The following is a 12,127-nucleotide window of genomic DNA, read 5'->3' on the forward strand; positions in this document are numbered from 1 at the left end:
GCCCATTTATTTCAGTAATAACACGACGGCTTCACAAGCGATACCCTCGCCACGTCCGGTAAAACCGAGCTTTTCGGAGGTAGTGGCTTTCACATTCACTTGATCTAAATGACAAGCGAGATCGGTGGCAATCACCGTACGCATCGCATCAATGTGTGGTCGCATTTTTGGCGCTTGCGCAATAATGGTGACATCAATATTACCGATTTTATAGCCTTTTTCTTGAACCTGACGAAAAGCCTCACGCAATAAAATACGGCTGTCTATATCTTTAAATTGTTGATCCGTATCAGGAAATAATTTGCCTATATCACCTAATGCAACCGCACCAAGCAAAGCATCTGTCAATGCATGCAAAGCGACATCCCCATCGGAATGAGCAATAAATCCTGTGTGATAAGGGATTTCCACGCCACCAATTATCAAAGGACGATCTTGCCCAAACGCATGAACATCAAAGCCATGTCCAATTCGTATCATTATCTTCTCCCTAAATAAAATTCCGCTAAAGCCAAATCTTCCGAGCGTGTGATTTTAATATTATCAGAACGCCCTGCCACCAAATGAGGCTGAAAACCGGCAAATTCCATTGCTGAGGCCTCATCAGTCACCACCCAGCCCGCTTCTTTTGCTTGTTTGAGCGCCCCTAATAAGCGCCGAGCATTAAAAAATTGAGGGGTCAGCGCCAACCACAACTGGCTGCGATCTTCTGTACATAAAATTCGCTGAAAATCCACCGCTCTTTTTATCGTATCAACCGCAGGGATCGCTAAAATCCCTCCATGTTCATCATCAACCGCCAGCAATTTGTCCAAATCTTCATGGCGCAAACAAGGGCGCGCAGCATCATGCACTAATGCCCACGTCTGTTCGGGATTTTCAATACAACACAATCCCGCAAACACGGAATCGGCGCGGGTCTCTCCCCCTTGAACTAATTGGATTTTGGGGTGTTTAATAATCGGTAGTTGTCCAATAAACCTGTCATTCGGCGCAATGGCTAAGATAATTTTTTCAATAATCGGATAGTCTAATAAACGTTGTAAGGTATGCTCTAACACCGTTTTTCCGTGTAACATTAAGTATTGTTTTGGGCGATCGGCTTGCATACGACTTCCCACCCCAGCTGCCGGTACGACAGCAATAATATTTCGAGAAAGTGCAGTCATTTTTATTTATTTTCTTTTACAACACGATAAAAAGTTTCATCTGGTTTTACCATTTCATAGGTGAGGCGCGCACGCTCTTCTACAGCATCAATCCCCTCTTTGAGATCTTTGATTTCTGCTGCAACCAGTTGATTACGTTGGGAAAGTTTTTCATTCTCTGCTTTTTGTATGGCAATTTCTTCCCCGATATTTCGATAGGTAGAATAACCGTTTTTTCCAAACCAAAAGTTATATTGGAAATAGACTAAAAGCCCAGCTAGGATAAAAATAAATATACGCATAATTTGAAATTCTGAAATGAAATAATCAGGATTCGAGGATCCTAAACAAGATAAGTGATAGTTTACCTTGAAATGGCATTTTTAGGCAATGTAAACCCGTATTTGAATGAAAATGTCACCTATTTCGCTCTTATTTATAAAAAATAAGAGCGATGTTTAAAGTCGACATCAATCAATCTTTATTGAGGATCTGTGTTGGCGATTGTCGATATAATATAAACGATGGGATCAATGCGATACACATCGCAATGATAAATAAAAGGAATAAGTGGTAAGCATCCTCCCCTTGTAAATAAACTGGCATTGCAAAACCACTTTTTGCACTCAGTGCATTTGCAATCACTTGAGCAACCATATAACCCAGCATAGTTCCTAACACCATCGCGATCACAACTAATAAAAGCAAGCTTAACCATGCGAATAATAAAATTTTATGGCGAGGCGCGCCAAATATACGCCAAGCCGCGATTTGGCGTTGTTGCTGACGAAAATAAAGGACAATCACCATCATTAAGGCAGTCGCTACCAAAATTTGAGTAATACTGGCAATCCAAGTCAATACGGTTTTGCTGTCTCCTAAAATACTATAGATTTTAACGAGTACTTCCGCAGGAAATAAGGCTTGAGTATGTTCATTACGATATTGCGCACGTAAATTATAAGCGGCCGAAAAGGTTTTGGGCTTAACAATAATCGCAGAAACCCCTAAATCAGCATGTTCATGCGCATCTTCGTGTGCGTGTGTGTCCTCATGATCATGATGTGCATGAATATCCCAAATACTTTCTATTGGCACTAATATGGCACTATCCCAAATACTTTGTTCTTCGGGTAACACGCCAACCACTCGATATTCCACAGCCTCATGCGCATGCGCCCCACTCTCTCCGATTTGTCCATGCACAGGAGAAAAAACATCTCCAATATTCAAGCCGGTTTTCTTACCCACTACGGCTTCATAATGCTGTTCGAAATTACGCCCTTGCTGCAAGGTATAGTTGTGCGCAATAAAGGCTTTATTAGTCCCCACCAGTGGCATGCCTTGATAGAAATCACCAAAGGCTAACGGCGCAGCCCATTGTACCTGTGGATTTTTCTCTAATTCGGTTAAATGTTGAGTAGGAATAAGTGGCAACATTGCTGGCTGTAAATATACTGTGGATAATACTAGTTGTGTTTCGCTACCTAAACCACCAATAACGAGATCAAACCGCTCCGCTGCTTTCGTGCTTCCTTCACGAAAAGCGCGCTCCTGTAAATTAACCGTCATACTCAGCGCCACTGAAAAAGCGATCAGCAACACAATCATTAGGCTACCAAGCGGGTGCTTACGTATATTCAGGCATAATAATTTTAGGCGTAACATTTAATCGTCCTTATACTGAATTTGTCCATCTTGTAAGTAAATACGTAATGCGAGGCTATCTGCAAGGCGTAAGTCATGGGTAGCAACTAATAAGCTACATTTTTCTTGCGTTGCTAAGTCCTTTAAAAGTGCGGTAATAATTTGCCCATTTTTTTGATCTAAACTCGCGGTCGGTTCATCGGCTATAATCACTTTCGGTTTTGATAAAAGCGCTCGTGCAATCGCCACGCGTTGCATCTCACCACGTGATAAACTTTCTACAAGGCGATCAGGGGCAAGAAAATCCATTTTCTCTAATAGGGCATAAGCTCGCTGTTTTACTGCGGTGGGTATTGTCCAGTGACGAAAACTATAAGGTAGCAATACATTTTCTAGCGCGGTGAGCCCTGTTGTTAAATGAAAGTTTTGCATAATCAATCCAATATGCGCAAAACGCCAGTTATCACATTGGCTAGCCGAAAGTTGGTGAATATCCGTATTGTCCCATAATACTTGATTGGGTGAGACTGGAATAAGTCCAGTTATAGCATTAAGCAAGGTCGTTTTGCCCGATCCGGACGGCCCTAAGATGGCTAAATGCTCTCCCGAGTTCAGCTGGAAATCAGGTATGGAAAGTAACGGCTTTTCCTGATTGGGGACAGTAATATTGAGTTGTTGAATATGTAATTGCATAACAATCCTATAATTCACGAAAAACCGCATCACGTAGCCGTAATAAGCTGACAAATCCCGTATCAGGATCTGTCCAACTGCCCTTTTCTAAACGGCCCTCTACTTCAATAATGGCGTTAAATTGTACAAAATTTTGCCGTTTTTTGAGATACACCACTAAAATATCTTCTGGCCAGTCAGAATCAGAGTCGCAAAATGGGCATAAGGCCATAGGGGTTTTGGTTAGCACAAAAAAGTTTGCATCCGGTTTTAATGGCGGAGCCATGAAACCTCGAATGGTGACTTTTTTTCCCTCAAGTTCTTTCACTTTGTCACTAAACTCTAAGCCAGTCACGGAAAATTGACCATAAAGCTGATCAAAATTTAACGTATTGTTCGCCATGCTGTGAGTGTTTAGCCCCAAAAACAAGAATATACTTAAAAAAAGCGGGATCACTCCCGCTCTTACTGATTTTCTTTTTTGCATTTATTTCACCGCAAGTGCATCAACAATCACTTTAAATACATCGGAGTTTTCCATATATCCACGCACATTTTCCGCACCAGGTCCTGAAGCTTGGATAATCATATCATCAACAGTATGTACACCCGTGTCGCCAGAGCGAGGGATATTTCCTTCACGGAATACCGCGCCGTCCACAGATTTGTAAGTCTCGTTCGCAACATAATGTCCTTGCTCATTTTTCACCGCTGGCACAAATTGCCCATCGAGTTTTGGACGGAAAGTTTCATAATAATCAGGGAATGAACTAAAGAAGACGGCTAAGCGTTTACTCACGTCCCATTTATCTGGATAACCATCGTTATTTTCGTCCGTATAGTTTGGCCAGCCTGCATTTTGATAGGTTCCCACTTTCTCTCGCATATCCCCCTCTTTTTCGTCATCAACCGTACCAATAATGGCAATACCATGAGTATGATCGCCTGTGACGATAATTAGGGTGTCTGGGTTATTTTTCGCAAATTCTTGGGCGACTTCGATTGACTGGTCTAACATAATCGTACTTGCCATTGCACGTTCCCAATCTAATGGGTGTGAAGATTTGTCTATATGTGCAGACTCCACCATTAAGAAGAAACCATCTGGGTTTTGAGATAACACGTCGAGCGCAATTTTGGTCATTTCGGTTAAATCCGGCTGATCCGGGAATTTTTTAGCCACATCATTCGCTAAAAAACGACGATCTAATACGGTGTTTAAATTTCCGGTATGGAATAAACCTAATAATTTCTTGGTATTTTTACTGTCTATACCATTGAGTTCAGTCCCATTAGTCACGAATTCATAGCCGTCGTTTTGGAACATTTCAATAAAGTTTTTATCGTCTTTACGTTTTGAACCCGGCGTGCTTTTTGGTAAAAAATAAGCGGAACCGCCACCTAAAATCACATCAGGTTTCACATTAAATAACATCTCGGTGATAGCGGCTTTTTCTGAACGGCGACGAGTATGGGCAACGACCGCTGCTGGTGTAGCATCTTGCAATTCAGAATCAGATACAATACCGATAGACATCTTGGTACGACGTTTTAATAGTTCACCTAAGGTTTCTTGTTTCGGGTGGTTAAAATTGTCTTCAGAGCGACTTGCATAAACCCCTAAAGCATTCACTGCAGATTTGTGACCGGTCATATAGGCGCTCGCGGTATTTGCACTATCTGTTGCGATAGAATCTGTACTCGAAGTACCAATTAATCCCATATGTTCCAATGAATCCATCGCTAGTTTGCCATGTGCCTTACCCTCAGCAATCCCTTTTGATAGGATACGCGCCCCTGTACGGTGTGCAACAGATAAACCATCACCGATAAATAAAATCACATTTTTGGCTTTACGCACATCAGGTGTGGCATAAACTTGCCACGTCACTTCCGCTTTTTTTCCATTCGCTTCCGTTTCGACTTTAAATTCTCCAGCGTTATCTAAATAAGTATTTCGAACCCAAAGTGCAGAATGCGCTTTACCATCTTCATTGGCAACAAACTCCACATTCCCTTCTTTTAACACCTCTTGATATGGCTTACCGTTAATCAATACTTTCGCTTGATTTTGGTCGACAACTTCATCAAATTCCACCTTAAAGTCAAATAAGCCACCTACCATCATCGTTGCACGATCGATAGGATAAATAGTTTGAGCAGTGACACCAAATGGCAAAATAGCCATTAGTGATAATGCTAAAGAACGCATCTTCATTTTCTTTCTCCTATTGTCAGATTTCGAGTGTAATATATAAAATCAATATGACAATTTGATGACAGAAAACGATGACAATGGAAATTAAGGTGATGAACTGAAAAAGAAACAAAGTTAGGCGTGATATTAAGCACAATTGGGCGTAAAAATATACGCCCAATTAAAGAAAGATAGGAAGATAAAGAGCGAGTTTATTTTTTCTCGTCTTTACTTTCACTTTGTGTAAAGCCTGATTTTACCCCATGCATATTTGGCAATTGGTGGGCAATTCCTTTATGGCAATCAATACAGGTTTTGCCTTCTTCCTGCGCTAAACGGTGCATTTTTTCTGCAACGGTTTTTTGTTGTGTATAGTCCATATCATTGAAGTTGTGACAATAACGACACTCGGCAGAATCATTGGCTTTCATACGCGCCCATTCGCGCTGCGCCATCTCCAAGCGTGCGGCTTCAAATTTTTCTTTCGTATCCACATGTCCCATAATATGCGCATAAACCTCTCGGCTTGCGACAATTTTACGTGTCCATTTGCCCACAAAATCATGAGGTAAATGACAGTCGGCACAATCTGCTTTCACACCACTACGGTTGTTATAATGCACCGACATACGATATTCTGGCACAACATCATTCATATGACAGTCAGAACAAAATTCTTCTGTGTTGGTATATTCTAACGCCGTATTAAAGCCGCCCCAAAACACGATACCGGCAATAAACGCAAGGGTTAACAAAGTTCCCACTGCAATACGACTTGGCGTTCTAAACCAGCGCCAAAATTTCTTAATCAGCTTAAACATAGTTCCCCCACATTATTGACCATAACCGGGCATCGGTTTAAATTCATTTGGCACGATAGGATCGACATCGGCTTGCGAAACGTGGCAATGTAAACAGAACTGACGACGTGGTGACACATCAGAACTGACTTTACCATCACGGCTCACAAAGTGAGTTGGGCTAATACGTGTCGCACCAGTAACACGTGAACCCTCAACGCTATGACAGTTCATACATTGATTAACATTTTTTGTAATTTGATAATTTGCTGTCGCATGTGGCACCATAGGTGGTTGATTCACATAATTTAATGCTGGCAACTCACCTTCTTTTTTTGGCATCGTAAATGCAGGTTCAACATATTCAACCCCCTCTTCTAAGCTATTGCCAACAGGGTGTACCGCTGTATTCGTATTTGCTAATACACTTCCCGCGAAAAGTGCGGTCAAAATTAAAATTGTTTTTTTAATCATCTTTGATTCCCCCGAATGATTAAATTATTTAGAAAATCTAGTGGAAAACGTGAATACTTTTTCAGCACAGACGTCTACACAACGTCCGCAACTAATGCAATCTTTCGATAGCACGAGTAAACTGTCATTTTTTTTACCATGAAGAGGTGTGCGTAACACTTGTGGTTCAGGACATACGTTATAACAATCCATACAATTGTCACATAAACTGCGATCAATCACTTTCACCCGAATCAGGCTTTTCGCACCGATCACACCATAAGTCGCACCAATCGGACACAAATGTCCACACCAACCATGTTCAACAATCAATAAATCAAATAAAAAAACCGTCAAAACGAGCCAAGCTGTTGCACCAAAACCGTAAATTAGTGCGCGCCCTAAGGCCGAAACTGGGTTTACCCATTCCCACACTAAAATACCGCTTACCGCACTGCCGACTAAAATCATGAGCAAAATACCATAGCGCAAATTACGCGGAAGCTTTGCACTTTGACGAATACCCAGTTTACGTCTTAACCAAGCCGCACAATCTGTGACAACATTCAAAGGGCATACCCAACCACAGAATATTTTACTGCCGACAGTGGCATAAAATGCCACAATAATTAGCGCGCCAAGTAATGTTGTCCAACTCGGCATATGTCCACTAGCAAGACTTTCTGCCGTAATTAGTGGATCACTAAATGGAATAATGTCGAACAATAAACTGCCACTATAATTGCCTTTTAAAATCCACACACCAAGCCAAGGCCCACTCAGGAACATTGCCAAAATACTTAACTGTGTTAGGCGCCGCCAAAACAAAAAGCGATTTGCATGCCACCAACCCAATTTTTCTCTTGCTTCGCGCCCTGCGAATTTTGGAGCATTTGCCATTATTTCACCTTCGTTGGAAAGGGCGGTGCGCTTTCAGGAACAAACTCAGGTACAGTTTCAGGCCGTCTTGTCGGTAAGGAAATCAAGTCATTAGGCGCAAGACTATGCCCTGCTTTTTCCTGCTCTTCCCACCCTAAACGATAATGCTGCCCTAACATGCCTTTTGCTAGAGACAATGGCAACACTTTAATCGCCGCCTCTTCAAGCACACAAGCTTCTTCACATTTACCGCAACCTGTACACGCATTAGAATGTACCGTCGGAATAAACATTGCGTGTTTTCCGGTCCGTTCATTTCGATGTAATTCTAAGGTAATCGCTTTATCAATTAATGGACAAACACGATAACAAACATCACAACGCAATCCTTGCCAATTTAAACAAGTTTCATGATCCAATAAAACCGATAACCCCATACGTGATTGATTAATGTCATCAGCATTAGCATCTAGCGCCCCACTCGGACAGGCTTTCGCACAGGGAATATCCTCACACATTTCACAGGGTTTATCCCGGGCAATAAAATAAGGTGTTCCCGCTTCCATTGGTGATAATAATGACGCTAAATGCAACATATCGTAAGGGCAAGCTTGCACACATTGCCCACATCGGATACATGCGGCTGCAAATTTTTGCTCGTCCTCAATCGCAAAAGGCGGACGTAATGCAACCCCTTCTCGCGCAAGGCTTTGTTTTTGCTGTAACCCTAATAACAAGCCAAGCCCAGCCAAGCCACCCGCTGTTCGAGTGGCTTCTTTTAGGAATTTGCGCCTTTCTGGTGTTATTGTCGGTTTTTTCATCATTTTCTTACCGCACTTTTTCTGAAAGTGCGGTCACTTTTATGCTGCTTTTTCAACTTTAACCGCACATTTCTTGAAGTCGGTCTCTTTTGAAATTGGATCCGTTGCGTCCAATGTCAATACATTGGCTAACTGACCCGCATCGAAGAACGTTGTATACACTAAGCCCTCTGGCACTTTGTTACGTCCGCGTGTATCTAAATAAGAAATCATTTCACCACGACGTGAGGAAATTTTAATTTTATCTCCATGTCGTAAACCACGTTTCTTCGCATCGTTTGGGTGCATCCAAACTAAGTTATTCGGGAATGAGCGGTGTAATTCCGGTACTCGACGTGTCATCGAGCCTGTATGCCAATGTTCAAGAACACGCCCCGTAGATAACCATAAATCATATTCTTCATCTGGACTTTCTGCAGGTGGCTCATATGGCACAGCCAAAATAATCGCTTTACCATCTGGATAACCATAGAATCTGACACCCTCTCCAGCTTTAACATATGGATCGTACCCTTCACGATAACGCCATAATGTTTCTTTATTATCCACCACTGGCCAACGTAAACCACGCGCTTGGTGATAAGTATCAAAATCCGCTAAGTCATGGCCATGCCCACGACCAAAGGCAGCATATTCTTCAAACAAACCTTTTTGCAGATAGAAACCAAAATGATAAGACTCATCATTTAAACGGCCATTTAGCTCATCAGTGGAATACTTATCTACTTGTCCGTTACGATATAACACTTCATATAAAGTTTTCCCTTTATATTCAGGGTTTGCCGCAAGAATCTCTGCTGGCCACATTTCATCAGTTGTGAAATATTTAGAGAATTCTACTAATTGCCATAAGTCTGAGCGAGATTCACCCGGACCTTGTACTTGCTGGCGCCAAAATTGTGTACGGCGCTCTGCATTACCATAAGCCCCTTCTTTTTCTACCCACATAGATGTCGGTAACATCAAGTCAGCAGATAATGCACTCGCTGTTGGATAAGGATCTGAGACAACAATAAAGTTTTCTGGATCACGCCAGCCCGGCATACGATCTTGGTTAATGTTTGGTCCAGCTTGAATATTGTTATTACACATCGTCCAAAGTACTGCCATTTTATGATCTTTTAAGGCGCGATCTTGCGCAACGGTGTGATAACCTAATTTTTCAGAAATAATCCCTGCCGGTAATTTCCATAATTTTTCAGCGGTTTCACGATGCTGTGGATTGGTTACAACTAAATCTGCCGGTAAACGGTGAATAAATGTACCAACTTCACGTGCAGTTCCACAAGCCGAAGGTTGTCCAGTTAAAGAGAATGGACCACAACCCGGAAGAGAGATTTTTCCTGTCAATAAGTGGATATTGTAAACTAAATGGTTTGCCCATACGCCACGAGTATGTTGGTTGAAACCCATCGTCCAGAAAGAAACAACTTTTTTGTTCGGATCAGCGTATAGCTTCGCCAATGCCTCAAGCTGCTCTTTCGGCACACCTGACATCTCATGGGCTTTATCTAAGGTATATTCAGACACTAATGCTTTTAATTCTTCAAAGCTACTATCATGCATTTTGCCACTATTTGGGTTTTTAGCAGCTTTTTGTAACGGATTATCGTCACGTAAACCATAGCCAATGTCAGTATCACCTTTTTTGAATTTTGTGTGTTTATTCACGAAATCCCAGTTAATTGCATCATTCTCGATGAGATAGTTAGCAATGTAGTTTAAAATGACTAAATCTGTCTGTGGCGTGAAAATCATGCCGTTATCCGCTAACTCAAAAGAGCGGTGTTCATACGTTGATAATACCGCAACATGAACATCCGGATTAGACAAGCGACGATCGGTAATACGAGACCATAAAATAGGGTGCATTTCCGCCATATTAGAGCCCCATAATACAAAGGCTTCGGCTTCTTCGATGTCATTATAACAGCCCATTGGTTCATCCATACCAAAAGTACGCATAAATGCAACCGCAGCAGAGGCCATACAGTGACGTGCATTCGGGTCAATATTGTTAGAACGGAAGCCGGCTTTCCACAATTTTGATTTTGCAACACCTTCAAAAATTGTAGACTGTCCTGATGAGAACATGCCCACACCATTTGGACCGTGTTTTTTGATAGCATCTTTGAATTTTTCCGCCATAGTGGTAAAGGCTACGTCCCATGAAACAGGCGTAAACTCACCCTCTTTGTCGTATTTACCATTTTTCATACGTAACATCGGCGCAGTTAAACGGTCTTTACCATACATGATTTTTGGCAAGAAATAGCCTTTAATACAGTTTAAACCACGATTCACTTCTGCATCTGGATCGCCTTGAGATGCCACAACACGTCCATCTTTAGTACCAACTAAGACCGCACAACCTGTTCCACAGAAACGACAAACCGCTTTGTCCCATTTAATATCATTATCTGCGGCCTCAACCATTTTGACAGGAATGGTCAATCCCGCCACTGTTGCAGCAGCGGCCGCAGCATTGGCTTTCATAAAGTCACGACGACTTAAATTCATAGCGTTTCCCCCACTATATTTTGATTAATCGTTCATAGCGTTTTGCACATCTTGTTGGTGATAAACCAACGAGACAACAATCACGCCATCAATATTTTTAGCTGATTCCATATTATCAAGTAAGATATGCTCATCATGAGACTGCATAACAGCAACTATTTTGCCCATTTTTTCATCGACCGCAGGGATTTCAGTATGGGTTATGGCTAAAAGTGCGGTCTTTACGGCCTGAATTTTTTCAGGATTACACTGAACCACTAAACCACAAACATGCCAATTTGGTGATTCATTCATATCGTTTATATTTTCTTGCATTGTTCTACTAGATCTGGATAAATAATTTTAATCGCAAATGTCGGACAGCTTTTTAGGCAAGCACCACAGCCATTGCAATCCTCTAAATTTAAACTGATTTGTGACACCTGTCCTAATGTAGGTTTAAACCGAATTGCCCGCATTTCACAACTATCTTCACAGCTTCGGCATTCGATACCTTTTTTGGTTAAACAAGCCTCACTCACCTCTACACGGTGAAACCACGCGGGTTCCGTCAATGGACGAAAAATCGGTTGTGGACAAACCGTCACACAACGTTGACAAAACGTACACTCTCCGGCTCCCCTGTCAAAATGCACTTCCGGAAAGTCTCCCTCCCCTTTGACTAAAATACGGGTTTCACATGCTTGGATACACGCTCCACAACGTGTGCAATCTTCAATAAACTGCTGATTATCCACAGCCCAAGGAGGACGGATACCTTGAAAACCTTGTTGCTGTACGGTTTTTGATTGTAAGGAGGTAAAAAACTCACCTCGCAAAAACCGTCTTCGAGGCAATGAATGTTCAGGACTCACGCAGGTTCACTTTCTTTATTATGCTGTTCTTAACTGGCGTTATTATCCTGTTTAAGCCTAGATTAAATAATAACTCGTAGGGGGTATTTCGGGAAAAAACAACGTATTTATTGAGTTAGATCAATTTTTATTTCAT

14 protein-coding genes are annotated in these 12,127 nt (G+C 41.8%); all 14 read right to left on the reverse strand.

The genetic code is table 11. The features are described from left to right. Nucleotides 1–6 precede the first annotated feature (6 nt). The 14 genes from ispF to napF all read right to left on the reverse strand — a co-directional run bounded on the left by ispF (nucleotide 7) and on the right by napF (nucleotide 11,991). On the reverse strand, nucleotides 7–480 hold the full coding sequence (gene ispF, locus CVP05_RS02010) for a 2-C-methyl-D-erythritol 2,4-cyclodiphosphate synthase (protein WP_100287901.1): 474 nt from the start codon (nucleotides 478–480) through the stop codon (nucleotides 7–9). After that, nucleotides 480–1,169, reverse strand: a complete 690-nt coding sequence (ispD, locus tag CVP05_RS02015; protein ID WP_100287902.1) for a 2-C-methyl-D-erythritol 4-phosphate cytidylyltransferase — start codon at nucleotides 1,167–1,169, stop codon at nucleotides 480–482. Before ispD ends, ispF begins: the two co-directional genes overlap by 1 nt. A gap of 2 nt (nucleotides 1,170–1,171) precedes the next feature. Then, on the reverse strand, nucleotides 1,172–1,450 hold the full coding sequence (gene ftsB / locus CVP05_RS02020; protein ID WP_100287903.1) for a cell division protein FtsB: 279 nt from the start codon (nucleotides 1,448–1,450) through the stop codon (nucleotides 1,172–1,174). A gap of 172 nt (nucleotides 1,451–1,622) precedes the next feature. Further along, complete coding sequence (locus CVP05_RS02025; RefSeq protein WP_100287904.1) at nucleotides 1,623–2,816, reverse strand: ABC transporter permease; 1,194 nt, start codon at nucleotides 2,814–2,816, stop codon at nucleotides 1,623–1,625. Beyond that, the gene (locus CVP05_RS02030; RefSeq protein WP_207761339.1) at nucleotides 2,817–3,488 is read right to left on the reverse strand and encodes an ABC transporter ATP-binding protein; all 672 of its coding nucleotides are present in this window, start codon (nucleotides 3,486–3,488) and stop codon (nucleotides 2,817–2,819) included. A 7-nt stretch (nucleotides 3,489–3,495) separates the two neighbouring features. Further along, nucleotides 3,496–3,954, reverse strand: a complete 459-nt coding sequence (locus CVP05_RS02035; protein ID WP_100287906.1) for a hypothetical protein — start codon at nucleotides 3,952–3,954, stop codon at nucleotides 3,496–3,498. Beyond that, entirely contained in the window at nucleotides 3,955–5,685 is a 1,731-nt protein-coding gene (locus tag CVP05_RS02040) for an alkaline phosphatase (RefSeq protein ID WP_100287907.1), read from the reverse strand. It abuts the gene before it with no gap. A gap of 191 nt (nucleotides 5,686–5,876) precedes the next feature. Further along, the gene (locus CVP05_RS02045) at nucleotides 5,877–6,476 is read right to left on the reverse strand and encodes a NapC/NirT family cytochrome c (protein WP_100288162.1); all 600 of its coding nucleotides are present in this window, start codon (nucleotides 6,474–6,476) and stop codon (nucleotides 5,877–5,879) included. Nucleotides 6,477–6,497: 21 nt separating this feature from the next. Beyond that, entirely contained in the window at nucleotides 6,498–6,938 is a 441-nt protein-coding gene (locus tag CVP05_RS02050) for a nitrate reductase cytochrome c-type subunit (protein ID WP_100287908.1), read from the reverse strand. Between the two features lie 24 nt (nucleotides 6,939–6,962). After that, complete coding sequence (napH, locus tag CVP05_RS02055) at nucleotides 6,963–7,817, reverse strand: quinol dehydrogenase ferredoxin subunit NapH (protein ID WP_100287909.1); 855 nt, start codon at nucleotides 7,815–7,817, stop codon at nucleotides 6,963–6,965. Then, complete coding sequence (napG, locus tag CVP05_RS02060) at nucleotides 7,817–8,617, reverse strand: ferredoxin-type protein NapG (protein ID WP_100288163.1); 801 nt, start codon at nucleotides 8,615–8,617, stop codon at nucleotides 7,817–7,819. The genes napH and napG overlap by 1 nt, the downstream gene beginning before the upstream one ends. A 39-nt stretch (nucleotides 8,618–8,656) precedes the next feature. Further along, nucleotides 8,657–11,137: a nitrate reductase catalytic subunit NapA gene (gene napA, locus CVP05_RS02065; RefSeq protein ID WP_100287910.1), complete on the reverse strand. Its 2,481-nt coding sequence runs from the start codon at nucleotides 11,135–11,137 to the stop codon at nucleotides 8,657–8,659. Between the two features lie 24 nt (nucleotides 11,138–11,161). Continuing rightward, nucleotides 11,162–11,452: a chaperone NapD gene (locus CVP05_RS02070; protein ID WP_165773110.1), complete on the reverse strand. Its 291-nt coding sequence runs from the start codon at nucleotides 11,450–11,452 to the stop codon at nucleotides 11,162–11,164. Continuing rightward, nucleotides 11,437–11,991, reverse strand: a complete 555-nt coding sequence (napF, locus tag CVP05_RS02075; RefSeq protein ID WP_100287911.1) for a ferredoxin-type protein NapF — start codon at nucleotides 11,989–11,991, stop codon at nucleotides 11,437–11,439. The genes CVP05_RS02070 and napF overlap by 16 nt, the downstream gene beginning before the upstream one ends. Nucleotides 11,992–12,127: the final 136 nt, after the last annotated feature.

Source organism: Conservatibacter flavescens (assembly GCF_002795425.1).
In the GTDB taxonomy this organism is placed as follows: Bacteria; Pseudomonadota; Gammaproteobacteria; order Enterobacterales; family Pasteurellaceae; genus Conservatibacter; species Conservatibacter flavescens.

What these genes read in the sequence shown, in the direction of transcription:
- ispF (WP_100287901.1), bottom strand. Translation starts at nt 480, where the DNA reads ATGATACGAATTGGACATGGCTTTGATGTTCATGCGTTTGGGCAAGAT.
- ispD (WP_100287902.1), bottom strand. Translation starts at nt 1,169, where the DNA reads ATGACTGCACTTTCTCGAAATATTATTGCTGTCGTACCGGCAGCTGGG.
- ftsB (WP_100287903.1), bottom strand. Translation starts at nt 1,450, where the DNA reads ATGCGTATATTTATTTTTATCCTAGCTGGGCTTTTAGTCTATTTCCAA.
- CVP05_RS02025 (WP_100287904.1), bottom strand. Translation starts at nt 2,816, where the DNA reads ATGTTACGCCTAAAATTATTATGCCTGAATATACGTAAGCACCCGCTT.
- CVP05_RS02030 (WP_207761339.1), bottom strand. Translation starts at nt 3,488, where the DNA reads ATGCAATTACATATTCAACAACTCAATATTACTGTCCCCAATCAGGAA.
- CVP05_RS02035 (WP_100287906.1), bottom strand. Translation starts at nt 3,954, where the DNA reads ATGCAAAAAAGAAAATCAGTAAGAGCGGGAGTGATCCCGCTTTTTTTA.
- CVP05_RS02040 (WP_100287907.1), bottom strand. Translation starts at nt 5,685, where the DNA reads ATGAAGATGCGTTCTTTAGCATTATCACTAATGGCTATTTTGCCATTT.
- CVP05_RS02050 (WP_100287908.1), bottom strand. Translation starts at nt 6,938, where the DNA reads ATGATTAAAAAAACAATTTTAATTTTGACCGCACTTTTCGCGGGAAGT.
- napH (WP_100287909.1), bottom strand. Translation starts at nt 7,817, where the DNA reads ATGGCAAATGCTCCAAAATTCGCAGGGCGCGAAGCAAGAGAAAAATTG.
- napG (WP_100288163.1), bottom strand. Translation starts at nt 8,617, where the DNA reads ATGAAAAAACCGACAATAACACCAGAAAGGCGCAAATTCCTAAAAGAA.
- napA (WP_100287910.1), bottom strand. Translation starts at nt 11,137, where the DNA reads ATGAATTTAAGTCGTCGTGACTTTATGAAAGCCAATGCTGCGGCCGCT.
- CVP05_RS02070 (WP_165773110.1), bottom strand. Translation starts at nt 11,452, where the DNA reads ATGCAAGAAAATATAAACGATATGAATGAATCACCAAATTGGCATGTT.